This window comes from Paraglaciecola arctica BSs20135, from assembly GCF_000314995.1.
Classification (GTDB): Bacteria; Pseudomonadota; Gammaproteobacteria; order Enterobacterales; family Alteromonadaceae; genus Paraglaciecola; species Paraglaciecola arctica.
On the sequence record NZ_BAEO01000027.1, the window covers coordinates 114869 to 134564 of the forward strand.

Here is a 19696-nt window from a genome sequence, read left to right on the forward strand (position 1 = left end):
CTGAGATTAGCTAACACTTTTTATCAAAACCTATGTATCAAAAGATAGATGATAAGTGTAAAAACTGTCAAAAATTAAAATAGTAATCTTTGCAAAGAGTAATATATTCATTGGAATAACTGTCTAGGTGGTTATAAATACTAAGTTTTTCACAGGTTTTGATGGTTTTTTTACGACTAAATTCTAATAAAAGTCGCGTCACATTTGATTGATATTTCGGCTGCACCTGAAGTTCCCGAGTACAATACAACCCTTCTGACTCAGCGTCCGCTGTGAATGTGTTAGCTACATCTAGCGGCAATACACAATAAAATTTTCCTTTTGAAGATAGGTGTTTGTTTACTTCTTTTAAAAGTGTTGGATGATCTAACGCAATTGTTTGCCGTGCATTGAGGCGATTTTTGGTGGATTGAGTTTTATTCGCGCTGATATTAATTGAAAAATAGGGAGGGTTACTGACAATTAAGTCATAACCAGTAGTTAATGGAAATTGTTGAAGGCTAATATGCTCAAAAGTCAGTCGAGCTGTCCAAGGACAATTTCTAGCATTGTCTTTAGCTTGTGTAATTGCTGCTGCATCGATATCTATTCCGTCAATTAAACAAGTATCTTGTGTTTTTTGAGCCAACATAATGGCTAACAAACCACTACCTGTACCAATATCTAAAATACGTTGAGCGTTTTTAGCTTCTACCCAGCTCCCCAACATGATGCTGTCGGTTCCCACTTTCATAGCACAAGCATCATGTTCAATAGTGAATTGTTTAAATTTAAAGCCCATTTTAGAATACCTGTAAACGGATCATCTGAGCCGCCACATCCGCAGCTTGAACAGGTTTGTATTTGCTTAACTTTCCTCGCAACAGCGGCGACAAAAATGGACTTAGCATGCTGGCAAGTTTCTCGGCTGGTCGCATCTCTTCGCGCTCACCCAATAATAATGACGGTCTAACTGCTGCAGCATTGTCTAAACCTGACATATTAAGAATGGCATTTTCTAATTCACCTTTTACCCTTAAGTAAAAATTATTACTTTTAGCATTGGCTCCCACAGCAGAAATCCATACAAAACTGATTGCACGTTGTGCTTTGGCAAGTTGCGCAGCAATATGTACATACTCAAAGTCCACTTTCCGAAATGCACTTTTGCTGCCTGCTTTTTTGATTGTTGTACCTAAACACACATAAATATGATCGCAACCAAAATAGCCTTGGTAATCTTTTAGGTTTTCAAAATCTACTACTATAGGCTGCACTTTAGCTGCATTTGCATTAAAAAAGTCTTTTGATAATGGTTTACGCAATAAACAAGTGACGGTTTGATATCGAGGGTCTAGGCATAATTGCTCTACCAATATTTTGCCCACTAAACCTGTAGCGCCTAAAACCAAAGCTGTTTTTAACATCTGTTACCTGCGATTTTACTTGTAGGGTAGAAAACCCTGCAATACGGTTAATGGGCTTAAAATAATAATGCATCTTATCCTACAGATAAGTGCAAAGACCAATGGGAAAATTTGAATGAACAAGCTCACTTGGCTTTTAGTCATTGATTTGGCGGAATGCTCTGCAAATGCAGTTGGCAATAATCACACCGAATCCGTACTCAGTATTGAACGTATTTTTTAATCTCCAATCTACTTTGTATAAAACCAGCTCCAATTTTTTCGATAAACATTTAGAGATGGAGTCGAACAGCTGAAAGCAAAAAGAGTTTGCACCACAGGGGCACAGAGAGCACAGAGGAAAAGTAGGTGAAAAGAGAGTTATTATTGGGTTAAGGAGCTAGAACTGATTGGTTCAAATGTGCCAAAACCCGACAGACATAGCTCTCTGGCCGACTTAGCGGTTATAGCAGATTACAGACGGTGAGGATTTACAAGCTATTACACGTCATTCCCGCGAAGGCGGGAACCCCTAAATTTCCCCAGTAAGCTCAATCGATTCTCACCCAACTAAGTCAAAATATAAGTCTTTCCAGCTAGGATTTAACTCATTGATGAGCCGATTTTTCCATTCTCTGTTCCATTTTTTGAGCATTTTCTCTCGAAGTATTGCGCTATCCATATCTTCAAATTGCTCAAAATAGACTAGTTTATTCAAGTTGTATTTGAAACTAAAACCCTTCATTTGTTTGTTTTTATGTTGATAAATGCGCTGCACTAAATTACTTGTTACCCCGATGTATAGCGAACTGTTGTTATCATTTGTGAGAATGTATATGCAGGGCTGTTTCATAGTTGAACTCCTTTTCAATCATTTAATAAATATATGCAGAAATTTCCATGTTGAAAAGGACGATTCTTTTAGATTTGCCAGTTGGTTTTGGAGGTTCCCGCCTTCGCGGGAATGACGGGATATATACGGCAGGCTGTCACTGTCAGCTTACTAGGTAAACTTGCCATTGAAGGCGTCATTACTGACAGGCGGTTGATCGCTCAAACCGCCCGTCAGGTTCAATTTGAATCTATTGACCAGAAGTAATAGATATTTATCTTTTTAGCCAAGTCGTTATTTTTCTTTTCTCTGTGTACTCGGTGGTTCAAACATTTTTATTTTTTCTAGTAACTATTTACTAGCAACTAACCGCCGTTTTAATCAAACATTACCACTTCACTGATATCAATTTCAGAGGTGTTATGGGCAATACATACAATAATCCCATTTGATTTCCTTCTAATATTTAAAAAGCAATCTGCATAATTATTAATGCGAAAAAAGCCCTGACAGGCTAATATCCCTCTTATTTCCATGCCCTAACTATGGTGCCCATGATTTTATGTCCAATGTGACTTTTGCCGATGTGCAAGCTGCCGAAAAACGTATTAGTTCTTTTATCAATAAAACTCCTGTGCTTGAATCTCAATTATTAAATAGCTGGCTAGGTCACAAGTTGTTTTTTAAAGCTGAGTGTTTTCAGAAAACAGGGGCGTTTAAATTGCGTGGCGCACTGAATATGATATTAAAAGCCAAAGAAGAGGGGCGACTTGGTAGCCAGGTTGTGGCCAGTAGTTCGGGCAATCACGCACAGGCAGTGGCTTATGCCGCAAAAATATTAGGTGTCAAAGCAACCATTTATAGTGCGCAAAACGTATCTAAAGTAAAAGCAGCTGCAACCCAGTTTTATGGGGCGACACTTGACTTAAGTGCGACCCGTAAAGAGGCTGATGAAAAGGTCGCCGAGGCTGCAAATAATGAAGGGGTATTATGGATACCACCTTTCAATCATAACGATATTATAGCCGGTCAAGGTACTGCTGCGCTTGAGGCTATTGAGCAAACCGGTACAGTGGATAGTGTGTTCGCACCCGTTGGCGGCGGTGGATTGGTTTCGGGTACCTTGATCAGCACTAGAGCTTTGCTTCCTAAGGCTAGTGTTATAGGAGTTGAACCTTTAGTCGCAAATGATGCTGCACAATCTCTGCGCTCTGGTGTTATTCAATCTTTACCAGAGCAACCATATACTTTGGCAGATGGTGCCGCGACCTTACAAGTAGGCGCAAAAACCTTTCCACAGCTGCAGGCCTTAGACGGTTTTTATGAGGTGGATGAAACAAAAATTGCTTACTGGACTCAGTGGTTACAACATTTACTTAAAATTCATGTTGAGCCTACTTGTGCGATGAGCATGGGCGCAGTAGTCGAGTGGCTTAAATTACAGCCCACTGAACAAAAAGTGCTAGTGATCTTGTCTGGTGGCAATATCGATCAACAAAAAATGCAAAAAATATGGCAAGATGATCATTTACAGCAAGTACCTAGTTTATTGATTTAACTACCAAAAACTGATTTAGTATAGTGTGATTGCCAACAGGCTTTGAAAGGAAAGGATACATTGCGAATTTATTCACTCAGCATAATATTAAGTCTATTGGTGTTAATGCCCTACACAGGTATTGCCCAAGACTCGTTTTTCACTCAAGCCAATTGCACTATTGTGTATTCTTTAGAGCGTTCTGCTGACAAGTATTTTAATGACGAAATAACCCAATTAAGTGCGCCAATTAGTCGCATGAATATCCACTTCATTGATTTAAACAACTGGGGTAAAGCATCACCACATATAGAAATTAGTGGTCGACTTCGCAATCAATTACGCGAGCAATACAATCTAGATAAGAGTCTAAATCAAGCTGTTTTAGTGGATAAACATGGGCAAATGTTGAACCGTTATAGTGGTTCCGTCACATTGGTTAATGCACTAATAGACTGCAATTAATTTACAGTCGTCCAGCAATTTACAGCTTATTTGCATCACCATTAATTGCTGTTATTGCATCTGCACAAAATCTAAGGCAAGTTAAGTAAAACATTTATGGGGATTTGCTTGTGAAAAAAATACTTACCGCTTGTTTAATTTTTGCCAGTGCGCTAACTCTGGCCGCACCTAGCCATATTAGTCATGTCAAAGGCTATACCCTTAATAATTCTGGTGAGCTTATCCGTTTTACAAATATGGTTTTTGATGGCGGTAAAGTTATTGCCATTGGTGGCTTAGAACTTAATGAACGTTTTCCTAATGCAACCCAAATAGATGGCCAAAACAAAGTGATGTTACCTGGGCTTATCGACGCCCATGGTCATGTGATGGGATTAGGTGAAGGATTATTGCAAGTTGATTTGCGCGAGAGTAAATCAGCCTTAGAAGCGGTTAAAATGGTGCAGGCATATGCCAAGAGTCAGCAAGGATCTCCTTGGATAATAGGGCGAGGTTGGAATCAAGTACTCTGGCCTGGCAAGGCTTATCCTACGGCTAGTTTGTTGGATGAATATGTCAAAAATAAACCCGTGATGTTGTCACGAGTAGATGGCCATGCAAGTTGGGTCAATAGTAAAGCCCTAGAAATAGCAGGGATTACTAAAGATACACTCGACCCACCAGGTGGTAAAATAGAACGAAATAAGCTAGGTGTTCCCACTGGTATACTGATAGATAATGCCATTGATTTATTATACAAACATTTGCCTAAAAACTCTGAAGCTAACTTATCCGCCAATTTAAATGCTGCCGGTGAACAACTACTTTCTGAGGGTATTACCAGTGTGCATGATGCCGGTATTAATAAGGCGGAATACGACTATTTTATAAAACGTGTGGCTGAGCACACCTTGCCCGTGCGTATTTACCCCATGATTGCTGCAACCTCACCCGTTTTGTTGCAACTATTAAAAGCCGGTCATGTGCAAGATCAATACGACTGGTTATCCATCAGAAGTGTCAAAGCATACGGTGACGGTGCCTTGGGTAGTCGTGGCGCTGCGTTATTAAAACCCTACTCTGACGACCCTGATAACTCTGGCTTGTTGGTAACCCGAGAAGCTGACTTAAAACCACTATTTGATTTGGTTTTAGGGAATGGTTTTCAACTTAACTTTCATGCCATAGGCGACAGAGCCAATCGTTTGATCTTAGATCAGTTTGATGACAGTTTTAGTCGAATTGGTGGGCAGTCGTTACGCAACCGTGTTGAGCATGCACAAATCATAAATGTTGACGATATTCCCCGTTTTAAAACTCTGAATATCATTCCTGCCATGCAGCCAACCCATGCTACTAGCGATATGAATATGGCTGAAGACAGGTTAGGTGCCGATAGGTTAAAAGGCGCTTACGCATGGCAAACGTTTTTGAAACAAGGCTCACCTGTGGCTTTTGGTTCAGACTTTCCGGTAGAGCTGTCTAATCCATTTTTTGGTTTACACGCCGCAGTCACAAGACAAGATCGTAACAACTCACCAGACAATGGCTGGATCCCTAGCGAAGCGGTGACAGTTAAACAAGCCTTCCGTGGTTTTACTTTGGATGCGGCTTATGCAGCTCATCAGGAGAAAATTTTAGGTGGGTTAACTGTAGGGAAATGGGCAGATTTTATTTTGGTTGACCAAGATATCTTTACTATCTCACCACAAGATATTTGGAAAACCCAAGTGCTTGAAACATGGATAGCGGGTGAAAAGCGTTTTACAAAAGCGCCTTAAGTTAGATAATAAAATTAAGAGGCTAGATTAATAATCTTAAATTGGATCTTGGCCTCTGCTGCAGAACATAGGACTTTTATCAAAAGCGCATAGAAAAATGGTAAGACACAAACCGCCAATGCCGAACCAAATATTTGAGAAATATTTTCACCGTATAGCGTATTTCCCATAGCAATTGCCCCTATGATGACGCCAATAAACCCCATCAAAATATTTAAGTTTCCAAAGGTCGTAAATACGTGTTTTGCAGCGATTAACTCAGCGCTGTTCAAATGCAAACTTTCATTAAATAATAGTTTTACCGCATGACTGCGTGATTGTTTTGAGCTGCTGGTTAGAGTGAACATTAATGCAGGTGGGATCACGACTATGAGTGATGGTAGATTTACAAACATCATCATTTCGCCACTCATCATCATGGCCATAACTATCATTCCAACAAAAATAATCATTCCAAGTAAAAACATCATCAACCCTCTTTTAGTTTTAGTGGAAAATTGCAATCTGGTAAAACCATATAGACACAATTTTGCATATTGCCGGGAAAGGGTTCTTCTGGATAATCTGTTTCAATAAAGCCCAGTGATTGATAACAATCGTAAGCCACAATATTGTCTCTAAACACAAATAAAGAGGCGCCTTTGGCTGATTGCTCTTTAAAGGCCTGCTTAAGTATTTTTGTAATTAATATTTTGGCCCAACCTTGACCGCGGTATTTTGGGTTAACTGCGAGTCGTCCAAGGTGATGATGTTCTAAGCGCCGATAATATTGGCCAAAAGCTACAAGTTGTCGCTCATCGTTTAGTAGACAAAACGATGTAAAATGAGCGACGGTTAGATGTTTAATAAAGTCTTCGTCAGACATAGGGTAGGTCATATTTGGCCCACCCCATGTGTAGATTTCTTGATGATTGCTAAACCAATTTTTCACCTGTAAATATTGCTGTTCTGTGGGGTAGGTAAGTGTCATTGGTTTAGCCTTTTAGGTTACTGTCCGTTATGTTACTGCCCGTTATAAAGCGTAGTGATCCATTTTTCTTCATTAATAAATGACCAAGACCAAGATTTATATTTTTCACCTAAGCCTTTTTTTAGAACGTCGTCTAAACTTGCACCTTTTGACTTTTGTTGCCAAACGATTGCAGCTGTTTCTTCCATCATGTTTAGTGCTTGTTGATAACCCGCTTTGTTGCTTAGTTTTCCATGACCAGGGATGATTTTAGTGTCTTCTTTAAGCATACTAATTAGTTTTTTAACATTACTAATATAACCTGCTACTGTGCCACCGCCGTCTAAATCAATGAATGGAAAAAGGCCAGAGAAAAACAAGTCTCCGGGGTGTAAAACATTAGCTTCTTCAAACCATACTACGCTATCACTGTCAGTGTGGCCTGCTGGAAAATGCATTACTTTAATGGTGTCGCCATTAAAGTGAAAAGTGACCCCTTGTTGATAGGTGACAACAGGTAATTCATTATGAGTATGCTCTGATTTATTGGCTAAACGTTTACGCACGTTGTCATGGGCAAAGATAGTACTGCCTTGGATTTCTTTAAAATAGCTGTTAGAACCAGTGTGATCACCATGGTAGTGAGTGTTTACTACATACTTCATCGGTGTTTTCGCGATTTCACCAATAGCTGTGGCTATTTTTTCAGCTAGTGGCGCAAATTGATCATCAATGATTAAGATACCTTCATCACCAGCTGATACGCCAATATTTCCTCCCGCACCTTCTAACATATGCACTGAACCACTCACATGTTGGCTAGTGATCTCGACATCGGCAAACTTGTCTTGCGAAATAGCAGAACCAGCCGAAAAAAGAGTCGCAATTGCTGTCATTAAAAGAATTTTTGAGCGCATAAGTATTGTTCCTTGAATAAAAATAAGTAAATCCTAGATCTTTGTTATAACTAACGACAAACTAAGAAATATACTAGACCGTTAAGATAACCCGCATGTTTCAATTTACAAAACGTATTAGCTTTATTTTCTTTGTGCTTAGTCTGACTACTGCGTTTTATATTAATTTTAAAGTTAGCCCAACTTGGGTTGAAACCCAATTGCAATATCAAACCTATAGCAATGAACTTGGACAATTGGCATATCGCGCCAGCGGCCAAGAAAGCTTAATAACTAATCCCGTACCTTATAATGAGTCGCCTCTACGACAATCAGTCCTAAATAACCAACAAGGTAAACCCGAGTTATCACAGCAGTGGGTGTATAAAGGCACGCCAGACAACGCTGTGTTACTCAAAGCTGATTTTCACTTTGGTATTTGGTCATTATTGCCAGCTTTAGTTGCCGTTGTATTGTGCTTAATGACCCGTGAGCCTCTAGTTGCACTGTTTGGTGGCATAGTGATTGGCGCTGTAATGTTAGGGCGATTCGATATCACTCATGAGGTATTTATTCCGAATATAGGTACATCGAGCGCCGCTTCCATTTTGATTTTATACCTGTGGTTGCTCGGAGGCCTAATGGGGGTGTGGGCAAAAACAGGTGCGGCTAAGGCCTTTGCCGACCATATGAGTCAACATTATGTAAAAGGACCACGTTCAGCCAAAGTAGTCACTTGGTTTTTAGGCTTAGTGTTTTTTCAAGGAGGCACAATGAGTACGGTTTTGGTCGGCACAACGGTCAAACCCATCGCAGACAAAGCAGGGGTTAGCCACGAAGAACTTAGTTATGTGGTCGATTCTACTGCATCACCTATTGCGTCGATCATTGCATTTAATGCTTGGCCAGCTTATATACAAGCCTTCTTATTTATACCAGGGGTGGCGTTTCTGGCCACAGAAAATGACAGAATTGCGTTCTTTTTTGCCAGTATTCCTTTTAGTTTTTACGCAATACTTGCTGTTTTGGGGACCTTGTTACTAAGTCTGAATATTACAATCTTTAGTGGGGCCCCCCTTAAAAAAGCGATAAAACGGGTAGCTGAAACAGGTGAATTGGACGCGCCTAACGCGTCACCTATTAGTGCTAAAGAGTTACATCAAAGCCAAGTTCCAGAGGGATATACAGCACACAGACTGGAGTTTATTTTACCTTTGGTGAGCTTAATCATTATCGCTATTGGTTCTTATTTTGTAACAGGTAGCCCACAAATTCACTGGGCATTTTCAGGGGCTTTGTTTCTGTCTATTTTTATGGCTTTGGCAAAAGGCATGGCACTAAAGCAGGTACTGGATGGTTTCGGGAATGGTTTAAAAGGCGTGGTGGTGGCGTCAGTGATTTTAATGTTTGCTTTAACTATAGGTGTGCTTAGCAAACAGTTGGGTGGGGGCATCTATTTGGTTGAATCTTTGGGAGAGCAAATCCCTTATTGGAGTTTGCCTATCATTTTACAACTTATGACCATAGTTATTGCTTTTTCAACTGGCACTAGCTGGGGCACTTACGCTATTGCTTTTCCCCTAGGTTTGCCGTTGGCTTGGACTATTGCCCAGAGCCAAGGCTTAGATAACCCAGAACTGTATTTGATGGTGTGTTTTGCAACAATTTTGAATGGCAGTGTATACGGTGACCAATGTTCACCTATATCAGATACGACTATTTTGAGTTCTATGACCACGGGTTGCGATTTAATGGATCACGTGAAATCGCAGATTGTTCCGGCTTCATATGCAGCGTTGCTCGCTGGAATATTGTGGACTTCTACAGTTTTGTTTTTTGCTTAGTATTTAATTTTGCACTGTTACATATTGATAAAGTCAGGTGGCCGCCTAAGGACGCGGCACCTCTTAGCTCGACTTCAGATTAATTATCACCCAAATACTTAAATCGTGGTGTATCCAAGCCTTCCACTTGAACTGTCTCGGTAAACATATCCAACGGCCTAACCCATAGGCCTCTTTCTCCATATAGAGGTCGATAAACCACTAATTCAGTCTCATCTTCAGAATGTTTAGCGACACCAATCACTTCGTATTCATTACCTTTATAATGACGGTAACGTCCTATTTCTAATGACATCTTTTTTCCTTATTGTTAGGGGATATTATTGTAGGGATGTAGATTTTTTTCCCTGATCTGTTGCCATGTGATAACTAATAATTGCATTGCGATGATGATAAAACTAGCAAGTAATAAACCGCGCCATTCAATTAGGTTGAGAAAAACACCAGCACTTAATGCTGCGATAGCTTGACAACCAAACACCAGAAATTCATTTAAACCTTGTACTTTAAATCTTTCACTGGGCTGATAGCTCTGCGCCAGTAAAACAGTACCGCCGACAAACAAAAAATTCCAACCAATGCCTAATAATACCAAGGCACTCCAATAATTTAGCCATTCGTTGCCTGTTAGTGCAATTAGTATGGCGGCGACATAAGAGCTTAATCCCAAATAAATGATCTTCGAGGTGCCTAATTTACTGATTAACCAACCGCTAAATAGTGATGGGAAAAACATCGCGAAAATATGGCTTTGGATCACCCATTTGGTATCTTGTAATGAATAGGCTTGGTGAACGTGCATATGTACAGGTGTAGCCGTCATAATAAAGCTCATCAACGCATAACCTACTACTGAAGCCGATACAGCCAAAATGAAGACTGGTTGGCCTGCTATCAGGCTTAGTTTTCGACCCGTATCAGCTGACTTTGTGGTGACAACATGTGTGTTATCAATTTTAGTAAACAATAGACTGCATAATATTAGCAGACCGGCCATTAGATAGAAGGCCCCAACGAAGGCTTGGTCGCTAATCAGTTGACCCAAAGTAACCAATTCGGGGCCTAAAACTGCTGCAACTAATCCTCCCAGCAATACAGTCGAAGCGGCTTTAGGCATCAGCTCAATGCTGACCGACTCCATAGCTGTAAAACGAATTTGTTGAATGGCAGACATCATCATGCCCAATAAAAATGCTGATATTACCAGTCCCCAAAAACTACTGTTTGCGATACTTGTGGCAGCAAACAAGGTAACAAATGCGCCAAATGTGGTAGCCGTAATAAAAACGGGTTTTCTACCAAAGTGTTGCATCAAACGTGTAATAGGTACAACGCCACAAGCAGTACCCACAATGCTCATGGCTAAGGGTAGTGTTGACCATTTAGGATCAGGGGTAAGTTGTGCGCCCAAGACCCCACCTGCCAATACCAACATAGTGACAGAACTCATGGCTAAAGCTTGAATTAGGGTTAATAACCAGACATTGGCAGGCATCTTTTTCACTAAGTTAAATTCCTCTGAAGCAGGTAATTATTTGAATGCGTGGTTATTGTAATGTTTTTCTAAACTAATATATCTTCTATATTAGTCTTAACCTTACGAAGCAATATCCCAACGGAAAAAACCTTTTATATCAAAATCGGCACCTAAACGTTTATAAAACTTTATTGCTTTGAGATTATCTTGTTCAACTTCCCAACGAATACGACTAGCACCTTTGGCACTACATACGTCTTTAGCCTTAAGCATTAACTTTTCACCCACTGACTGTCCTCGGTATTTCTCCCAAACAAAAACATCATCGATGTTCATAAAGACTGAGCCAGCCCAAATGGAGTAGTTCCATGTATAGGAGCAATAACCTGCAACTTTCCCATCTATTTCTGCTATGAGCACACCAAAAGAAGGGTTCTCGGCAAAGCCAGCATTTATTAATTCCATTTTACTAGTTATCACATATTGTTCTTGGCCATGATACTTGGCGATCGCCATAATTAACTCATGAACAATATCGACATCAGAAATGGTTGCTTCTCTAACAATTACCATAAATATCTCTAATCAAACTTAACTGCAAATTAATCAAAAAAACACCACTCGCCAAATAAACTAGACTCTAACAACAGACTCATTTGTTAACCTGTACCGCGCCGGCCGGTATGACTTGTCCCGAGTTCGGGTTAACTAACAAACGTAAAAACTAGTTGTTTATTTTCTTCAGGGTCTGCCAAACCCACATGTAAACCCACCAGTCTAATGCCTCTATTAGATTGTCGTGAAAGACCTTCGGTTAACAATTCCAGAAAATACTCTTTGTCTAATAATTGGGATCTATGTTCGACTGTAGTTTGCTGGAAATCGCTGAATTTTAATTTGATGCCCTGACTTTGAATTTTGGCTTCTGACTTGGCTAATCGTTTTTCCAATAACGGAAAAAGACTGTCGATCATTTTTATACAGTCTTCTTTTGTGCGAATGTCTTGGGCCATAGTGCGCTCTACCCCTACAGACTTGCGTTGTCTGGAAAGACTTAAGTTGCGGTCATCTAAACCGTGGCTACGATCCCAAATTACTGAGCCAAATTTTCCAAAACCTTTGATCAAATCTTCAAAGGGAAACTGGCGCACGTCTGCGCATGTATAAAGCCCGATATTGTTTAATTTACCTAAAGTGGCTTTACCTACACCGGGGATTTTGCCTAGAGGTAACCCAATGACAAAGTCATCTAGTTTGTCTGGTGTGATGACACAGATACCATTGGGTTTATTTTCGTCACTGGCAATCTTAGCGACAAACTTACATGGTGCTACACCAGCTGATGCGGTGAGTTGAGTCTCTGAGAAAATTGCTTGTCTGATATCTTCGGCGATTAAGGTCGCACTACCTGAAAACATCGAGCAGTCAGTGACATCTAGATAGGCTTCATCTAATGAAAGAGGTTCGATTTTGTCTGTGTAGCGGCTAAATATTTCACGTATTTGTTGTGAAATTTCGCTGTATAGTGCCATTCTGCCAGGAGCTAATACTAAATCGGGGCAAAGTTTTAAAGCGTGGGCGGTGGCCATGGCAGAACGTACACCAAATTCTCGGGCTTGATAGTTGCAGGTAGAAATGACCCCACGTCTATCAGAACTGCCCCCAATTGCTAAAGGCACATTACGATATTCTGGATTGTCGCGCATCTCAACGGCAGCGTAAGATCAAAGAAGCAAATGGATTTTGAACACCTGTAACGATGTGAGTGAGTGAATGCATGCTGTAAGCCAATAAAAACGGCATTTTTGAAAATAGGAGCGAGAGTTTGGGAGGGAATTTAGGTGTTCAATTTTGCGTGTTCAATTTTGAAAGTATGAAATATTAGATAATTGGATTTAGTAATATAAAACAAAATAATTTAGGTGTTCAATTTTTATATTAAATTCTTTGTTTTTGTGATCATTTTAGAACGAAAAAAAAGACTGCTCCATTTCATTTTGACTACCGCATGAATCAATATCACTCAGTGCAATATGCACGCCGAGTAGTCTGACTTTTTTACCTCCACCTCTTTCCACCGCTTCTGATAACAGTTGCGAAAAAATATCTTTATCAAAACTAGTGTGCGAATAATCTTTAGTAGTTTGGTGAAAATCGGCAAATTTCACTTTAACGCCAATCGTAGCTATTTTTCGTGTTTGCAGGTATTTTTCGGATCTTCTTTTTAACTCAGGTATGAGTTTATCGAACATAATATTTTCGAGGGCTTCATTACTATCAATATCGTCATTAAAAGTACGTTCGACGCCGACTGATTTTCTTATTCGTGTTGTTTGAACTTCCCTATCATCTATGCCTGCACATCGTTGGTATAGTGTCTGACCGAATTTTCCAAAATTTTCGATGAGCACAGATTGATCAACTGCCTGAACATCTCGTCCAAACTCCAAATTGAAAGTCTTTAATTTTTCAAAAGTAACTTTACCGACACCGGAAATTTTGTTTAGTCGCAATGAATAGATGAATTCGTTTATTTTGTCGGGTGTTATAACAAACTGACCATTAGGTTTATTTTCGTCGCTTGCTATTTTCGCTAGGAATTTCAGGGATGAAATTCCTGCTGATGCGGTTAATTTAAGTTCATCGAATATAGTCCTTCGAATATCTTCAGCTATTAATGTAGCTGACCCCCCAAATAGCTCGCAATTCGTCACATCGAGATATGCTTCATCTAACGATAGTGGTTCGATAATGTGCGTGTATCTTGCGAATATATGCCTTAAATGATCACTAACTGATTTATAAACATCCATTCGTCCATTAATGATGACTAAATCAGGGCATTTACGCATAGCTACACTTGTAGACATAGCTGAATGAACTCCAAATTTCCTAGCAATGTAATTACAAGTAGATAACACACCTCTTTCAGTTGAACTTCCGCCGACTGCAACTGGTTTATCAGCGAGAGTTGGATTATCCCGAATCTCGACCGAAACGAAGAATGCATCCATGTCTATATGTATTATTTTTCTCAAAATTCTCTATTACCCATTAACAATAAATGAAATACCCTAACAACCTAACCGAGTCATGATTTCATTAGAATCTGAGAAATTAGGCATGGTATAAGAAATCTTGCTGTTCAAATCTTTATTGCTAATTTTTTGCTCACAATATTTTGCACCCTTAGGTAAATCTTGATCGAAGATGAAGCTTGCTGAGTTGCCTTTAATATCATATACAACCTTATAATATGCAGATGGAATTTTATGTGTTTCGTCTGCTTGTGGTAGCGGTTTCTCATCTTCTGAATATAGAGTACCTGTGATGACATACAGTGAGTTTCTAAAACTTACAGCATCACGAATTGCACTTTCTAACTGAACCCAAGAGCCTTGATTCAATGTGGATTTCTGTGGGGTGATATTGGATAAATAATTTAGTTCAGTCCAAGATCGATGACCAGCAAAACTAGCTAATGGTGCCTGATGCCCCCTATCCGTTTTTAATTCTTTAAAAGCGCCTTTATAATCTGGCTCCTCTAAAGATTCCTCATCATCTATTAGTGGATCATTTCCCCAGTCTCGTCCGAGGCTATCACCGAAGTTTAATACATTCACTTCGTAAGCTACCCAATCCGCAAATTTTGTTGTCGGATTGTTACTCAGCGCATAGGTGTGATTAAAGACTACATCGTTATTCTCAATATCTAAGCTAGCGCAGCCTAAAGGACAGTGAACACTTCTGATATCTGCGATTGTTGAAAACAAAATAAAAAATAGTGATGCCGCTAATAGTTTTTTCATATCCTGTTCCATAATTGGTTTGAATTGAATATTTTTTAAACCTTAAGCGTCAGGTTATGCCTTTAGCCCTAAAAAGAGATGTATTAGCTAACTTTGAAGCAAAGTTTTATCGATGGTAATCAAATTTATTAAAAGGTAAAAGATTAATTTTGGGGCTATCCAAGACGACTTTTCGTGTAACCACAGTGTCGTGGTTAAATCGGCCAGTAGGTGTCAAATAAAGAAGTTATTAGTTCATAAATAGAAGCCCCTCATCCATGAGGGGCGACACTACATGGAATCACCTGAAAGGAACTTCAAGCATTTTAAGTTAAGTCTAGATTATTCAATAAATCAAATTACAGTCATATGGACTTGGATCTAATTTGGTTCCGTTTTTGCCAATTGCAGTCGATGGTGACATTCGGATTTTAATTGGACTATAACCCTAAAGCGGACATTAACGCTGGAGTTAAGCGGCGGCGAAGCCGTCCGCCTTGAACGATTGGTTAGGCGGAACGCTCCCGGACACTAGGAGTTCTTCGAGAACTGGATGACGCCATGAATTAGCAACACTGCACCGAATATTGCCGAGTCCATCGGGAAAATAAAGTACATGTGTGTGCCAAACCAAAACCAGCATGACCCAATCCCAAGCAAGATTGCGAGCGTTGCTTGGCCTGTACTCTTTGGTTTTACCTTCGAGATTGGATGCCCGCATCTAGGGCAGCTAGATGCTGACGAAGATATCTGTGTTTCGCACTCAGGACATTTCATCATCGCCATGACACACTCCTCTGTTTTAAAAGTTGAAAACGTCTGGGCTGATCACTCCCAGATGTAAAGCCGAACGCTTTGCTAAGCGGCTAAAAATGGCTGGCTATAATAGCGAGGAACGAGCACAGCCAGCTGTTTGTGTCCGTTTAAGCAACTTGTGTACGCCCAGCATGGGCATGAACTAATGAGGTGAAAGTCCTCTGTAGGAAGGTCACCGTTTATTTAACTTACCGTTATTAAACGTTAACTACTAGCGAATGGCAAGGACTATACCGCGAGGTTTAGTTTGAAGGAAGCCGGACGCAAATTTGCGAGCTGATGAACAAGAACATCATATGAGGCGTAGGCTGAAGGTGAGCTGGCACAAGACGACGAAACCATGTGATCTAACGGCCACCGTAAATGATGCAGCAGTGCAAAGATAGTTCATGCTCTTATCTGGGGAGATCTGCTTAACAAGCGATCGGTAATTAACCAGTTAGGCTCTGGTATATAAGTGCTTTGGCTTTTCAGCGTCATCAACTGAAAGGAACAAATAGATGACACCGATAGCGCATAGCGGCGTAAGCCGTTTTGTGATTAAGCAGAAGTCAGCAGACGGCATAGTAGCCAAATGCCCATCGTAATGGTTGGGACACGGTGAAGGCCTGAACATTTAGAACAAAGGAGGAGCCTTGTCAGACTTGAATACACGAATGCCGTCCGGTAGCGACGTGACTCAGCGTACCGATAAGCAGCCAGCCTTTAGCGCACATCTACTTGAACCTATTCTACAACCGTCCAATATATTGGCGGCATGGAAACAGGTTCGAGCCAACAAAGGGGCTGCTGGCATTGATGGGATGACCATTGATGACTTCCCCGCTTGGGCAAAGGATGGAAACTGGAAATGTATTATGTCTGAGCTTCGCTCAGGTCAATACCAACCAGCACCTGTTCGGCGAGCGGAAATTGATAAACCAGATGGCGGTAAACGTCAGTTGGGAATTCCGACCATCATCGACCGCGTGATCCAACAAGCCATTGCTCAAGTCCTTACGCCTATTTTCGACCCGACCTTCTCAGACAACAGTATTGGGTTTAGGCCAAATCGAAATGGGCAACAAGCGGTGAAACAGGTACAAAGCATCATTAAAACGGGTCGCCGTTTTACAGTCGATGTTGATCTGTCGAAGTTCTTTGACCGCGTTAATCATGATTTACTCATGACTCACCTTGGCTATAAAGTGAAGGACAAGCGATTGCTTAAATTGATTAAACGTTACTTGCGAGCTGGGGTTATCGATAACCAGTTTTACAGTGAGAGTCGAGAAGGTGTGCCACAAGGGGGGCCATTGTCTCCTTTGCTGGCTAACATCATGCTCGATCCTTTAGACAAAGAGCTTGAGAAACGAGGCCACCAGTTTGCTCGCTATGCGGATGATTTTACCATATTGATAAAGAGTCCTCGGGCAGGCAAACGAGTGCTAAGCAGTATCAGCAGATTCCTGAATAACCGCTTGAAATTGATCGTTAACACGGTCAAAAGCCACGTCGTTAAAACCAGTGAAAGCAAATTCCTAGGATTCACATTTAAGGGAGGGCGCATTCAATGGCACCCAAAGACTGTGCTGAAATTTAAGCAACAAGTCCGGAGGTTAACGAACCGTAACTGGGGCGTGTCGATGCGCTACCAACTCTTTAAAATCAGCCAATATTTACGTGGTTGGATAAACTACTTCGGTATCGCCAGTGGTTATCAACGTTGTGTCGATCTGGATCATTGGATCAGGCGCAGAGTTCGAATGGCCTATTGGCGACAGTGGCGAAGGCCACGCACCAAAGTCAGAAGTTTAATGAGGTTAGGTGTGCATGTTCAGGCAGCAGTTGCTTGTGGCATTACCAGCAAGGGGCCATGGCGCAGTGCTAAAACTCCGGGGATCAATCAGGCATTATCACTTGATTACTTATAATCCGAAGGGCTTTACTCACTACGCTTATATTTTATTCTACCGTCGGTATATCTTTGTTCTTGAAGATCTAATTTTCCAGAACCATATTTGTAACACTCATGCTTTAAAGTGAACAGCTTATCGTAATCGCCTTGAAATACCGATTGAATGGTATTCTCATTATGCTTCCCATCTCTTTGTTCGCAAAATGTTAAAATTGAAAACAGAAAGTTAGTTAACAAAGCCTCTTCTTTATCAACACCACAATCATCATTACACATAATACGAAGCATACCTGAGGGGCTTGAATGCACTTTTGATGAAGCCTTAAAAAAACCATAGTCTAAAACAGTTGTTTCACTAGGATAGTTTAACCATTGATCTTCAATTTCAATAGCAGAAAACCAGCCACCTATTGTTTCCTGATTTTTAGACTTCGCTCTAAAGCATAACGCAATAAAATTATTTATAGGGTATGGATTAACTTTCCGATATAAATCAGATTTGGTTGAAATGTCTTTGAAAGACTCACCATCAAAATTTGTTTTTATTTCGATCGCACAAACGACTGATATAGGTGACACTACAACAAAATCACCATCCTTGAACAAATATGCTGAAGGTACATTTTCATCGATGATTATGATATCTAATTGTGGACTCGCACTTTTGGTAGAGAGGTTATAAACAAATCCTGTTTTTACAGAGAACCTTTGAGGCAGAAAACTTTTTAAATAATTAGATACTATATTTTCATGGAATGTTCCAATAGATGGCGCATGCCCAATCAGCTCGTTCAATCTACCAAATTTACTAAGAAGCTCTTTTGCGTAGTTTTGATATAGTGCCATGTTTATCTCAAAGGTAGATTAATAGTGCTAACGCCCGCATAAACTGCGGAGTAAATTTGGCGACTTTTTTGCGTCGCTTTGCAAAAAAGACGACAAGTTTACGGAGTCAGATTTAATGCGATTGTTAGGCATGCCCTTAATTCTCATAATCTTCAAAAATCACAACCACATCCTTTGAATCCCAAAACACATCGTGGGACGGCGAGTAGAATGAGCCTTTACTTTCGCCTTCGTACCTCATTAAGCACAAGCTGTCTTCGTTTTTGAACTTGCACCAGTAATACCTAGAGGCAACCAAATACTTCTTGGGAACCCGAGCTTTATTGATATTTACATACCCTTCGAACATTACTCGAACTTGCCCACCATGCGCCCCTTCAAACAAATCATGGCCTGAATATTTCAAAAGATTCAATACTCGATAATCATTTTGAATGCACCAGTAATACTTATTCACAACTAGGTCTTTTTGGGGTATCAACGAGTTCTTCATATTCTCTTAGAATCCATATATTTATTTGGAGTAACGAATGTGCCTAACGCTTACAATAACGTGAAAAAAAGAGCGATAGCGAGTTTTTTTCACAGTGAGCAAAGCGAACGATGTTGATTGTTTTGTTAGCAGCCGAGATACACTGTGCTGTTTGATTTGATTGACGAACTAACAAGCTGTGACTTCCTGTTTTAAATTGTGTGACTGCATATCCATGTCCTTAAGCTTGCCAGTGTTTGATAATTAATATTGCCAGACTTTTCAAGTTACGTGAACTTAAATTACCGACTGCGACAAACTAAAAAAGCTAACCGCTTTGCACACCACTTACCGACAACCAACTGAGAATAGCTTTGGCATGCTAACGTCTTATTATCGAGCATGTCGTATATGTAATTGCTCGTTTTGTTTTTAATCGTTGTCAATTACAGTTCTTACCTTTTGATTTAATTAAGTATTTTCTACCTTTCCCCCCTCAAAATAATAAGAGAGTCAAAAAGAAAAAGGAGACCTGACTTTAACGCGACTTTTACACTTCCTATTAAAAACGATGTGAAAAACATTTTCCATAGTTAAATTAATAACTTAGCGTTTTTCTGAAAAACAAAGTGAGACTTAGGGAATTTACATAGTAGGAAGCAATGAGGACAATTTTTTACTATTTCCATTATACCTGTATTTACTAACAGCCCCTCAATTAGCTAAGATACG

General features: G+C 40.1%; 19 protein-coding genes and 1 pseudogene. 5 read left to right on the top strand and 15 right to left on the bottom strand.

Annotated features, from left to right (window positions below):
- Positions 1–67: 67 nt before the first annotated feature.
- The 3 genes from GARC_RS09695 to GARC_RS09705 form a co-directional block, all read right to left on the bottom strand.
- Positions 68–781 (bottom strand): tRNA1(Val) (adenine(37)-N6)-methyltransferase, encoded by a 714-nt coding sequence (locus GARC_RS09695; protein ID WP_007619342.1) that lies wholly within the window; start codon positions 779–781, stop codon positions 68–70.
- 1 nt (position 782) lies between these two features.
- Positions 783–1406: an NAD(P)H-binding protein gene (locus tag GARC_RS09700; RefSeq protein ID WP_007619343.1), complete on the bottom strand. Its 624-nt coding sequence runs from the start codon at positions 1404–1406 to the stop codon at positions 783–785.
- Between the two features lie 541 nt (positions 1407–1947).
- Positions 1948–2238, bottom strand: coding sequence for a GIY-YIG nuclease family protein (locus tag GARC_RS09705; RefSeq protein WP_039989273.1), 291 nt, complete (start codon positions 2236–2238; stop codon positions 1948–1950).
- A gap of 541 nt (positions 2239–2779) precedes the next feature.
- Between GARC_RS09705 and GARC_RS09710 the strand changes: the two genes are divergently transcribed.
- The 3 genes from GARC_RS09710 (at position 2780) to GARC_RS09720 (ending at position 5979) form a co-directional block, all read left to right on the top strand.
- Positions 2780–3775: a serine/threonine dehydratase gene (locus GARC_RS09710; RefSeq protein WP_007619347.1), complete on the top strand. Its 996-nt coding sequence runs from the start codon at positions 2780–2782 to the stop codon at positions 3773–3775.
- A 60-nt stretch (positions 3776–3835) separates the two neighbouring features.
- Positions 3836–4219, top strand: a complete 384-nt coding sequence (locus GARC_RS09715; RefSeq protein WP_007619348.1) for a hypothetical protein — start codon at positions 3836–3838, stop codon at positions 4217–4219.
- A gap of 110 nt (positions 4220–4329) precedes the next feature.
- Complete coding sequence (locus GARC_RS09720) at positions 4330–5979, top strand: amidohydrolase (RefSeq protein WP_007619349.1); 1650 nt, start codon at positions 4330–4332, stop codon at positions 5977–5979.
- Positions 5980–5993: 14 nt separating this feature from the next.
- On the opposite strand, the gene GARC_RS09725 is transcribed toward GARC_RS09720, so the two are convergent.
- The 3 genes from GARC_RS09725 to GARC_RS09735 are packed head-to-tail and all read right to left on the bottom strand — an operon-like array spanning position 5994 to position 7845.
- A complete protein-coding gene (locus GARC_RS09725) occupies positions 5994–6449 on the bottom strand; it encodes a hypothetical protein (protein WP_007619351.1) in 456 nt (151 codons plus the stop codon).
- Complete coding sequence (locus tag GARC_RS26310) at positions 6449–6949, bottom strand: GNAT family N-acetyltransferase (protein ID WP_007619352.1); 501 nt, start codon at positions 6947–6949, stop codon at positions 6449–6451. Before GARC_RS26310 ends, GARC_RS09725 begins: the two co-directional genes overlap by 1 nt.
- Positions 6950–6981: 32 nt before the next feature.
- Positions 6982–7845, bottom strand: coding sequence for an MBL fold metallo-hydrolase (locus GARC_RS09735; protein ID WP_007619354.1), 864 nt, complete (start codon positions 7843–7845; stop codon positions 6982–6984).
- 95 nt (positions 7846–7940) lie between these two features.
- On the opposite strand from GARC_RS09735, the gene GARC_RS09740 reads away from it, so the two are divergent.
- On the top strand, positions 7941–9668 hold the full coding sequence (locus GARC_RS09740; protein ID WP_007619356.1) for a Na+/H+ antiporter NhaC family protein: 1728 nt from the start codon (positions 7941–7943) through the stop codon (positions 9666–9668).
- Between the two features lie 79 nt (positions 9669–9747).
- Here the strand turns inward: GARC_RS09740 and GARC_RS09745 are convergent, their stop codons facing one another.
- From GARC_RS09745 to GARC_RS27705, 7 genes and pseudogenes are all read right to left on the bottom strand, one after another.
- Complete coding sequence (locus GARC_RS09745) at positions 9748–9963, bottom strand: DUF1653 domain-containing protein (RefSeq protein WP_007619358.1); 216 nt, start codon at positions 9961–9963, stop codon at positions 9748–9750.
- Positions 9964–9978: 15 nt separating this feature from the next.
- Positions 9979–11163, bottom strand: a complete 1185-nt coding sequence (locus GARC_RS09750) for an MFS transporter (RefSeq protein ID WP_226989113.1) — start codon at positions 11161–11163, stop codon at positions 9979–9981.
- Positions 11164–11265: 102 nt separating this feature from the next.
- Positions 11266–11718: a GNAT family N-acetyltransferase gene (locus GARC_RS09755; RefSeq protein ID WP_007619362.1), complete on the bottom strand. Its 453-nt coding sequence runs from the start codon at positions 11716–11718 to the stop codon at positions 11266–11268.
- A gap of 131 nt (positions 11719–11849) precedes the next feature.
- A pseudogene (gene dinB, locus GARC_RS09760) lies at positions 11850–12866 on the bottom strand (DNA polymerase IV); the annotation flags it as partial.
- Positions 12867–13109: 243 nt separating this feature from the next.
- Positions 13110–14183: a DNA polymerase IV gene (gene dinB, locus GARC_RS09765; RefSeq protein WP_007619365.1), complete on the bottom strand. Its 1074-nt coding sequence runs from the start codon at positions 14181–14183 to the stop codon at positions 13110–13112.
- 36 nt (positions 14184–14219) lie between these two features.
- A complete protein-coding gene (locus GARC_RS09770) occupies positions 14220–14954 on the bottom strand; it encodes a DNA/RNA non-specific endonuclease (protein ID WP_007619366.1) in 735 nt (244 codons plus the stop codon).
- A 510-nt stretch (positions 14955–15464) separates the two neighbouring features.
- Positions 15465–15719, bottom strand: a complete 255-nt coding sequence (locus GARC_RS27705) for a zinc-ribbon domain-containing protein (RefSeq protein WP_153810903.1) — start codon at positions 15717–15719, stop codon at positions 15465–15467.
- Between the two features lie 665 nt (positions 15720–16384).
- Here GARC_RS27705 and ltrA point away from each other — a divergent pair.
- Positions 16385–17662 (top strand): group II intron reverse transcriptase/maturase, encoded by a 1278-nt coding sequence (ltrA, locus tag GARC_RS09780; RefSeq protein WP_007619367.1) that lies wholly within the window; start codon positions 16385–16387, stop codon positions 17660–17662.
- 11 nt (positions 17663–17673) lie between these two features.
- On the opposite strand, the gene GARC_RS25910 is transcribed toward ltrA, so the two are convergent.
- The gene (locus GARC_RS25910; protein WP_007619368.1) at positions 17674–18492 is read right to left on the bottom strand and encodes a DUF6602 domain-containing protein; all 819 of its coding nucleotides are present in this window, start codon (positions 18490–18492) and stop codon (positions 17674–17676) included.
- A 136-nt stretch (positions 18493–18628) separates the two neighbouring features.
- Positions 18629–18985 (bottom strand): hypothetical protein, encoded by a 357-nt coding sequence (locus GARC_RS09790; RefSeq protein ID WP_039989277.1) that lies wholly within the window; start codon positions 18983–18985, stop codon positions 18629–18631.
- Positions 18986–19696: the final 711 nt, after the last annotated feature.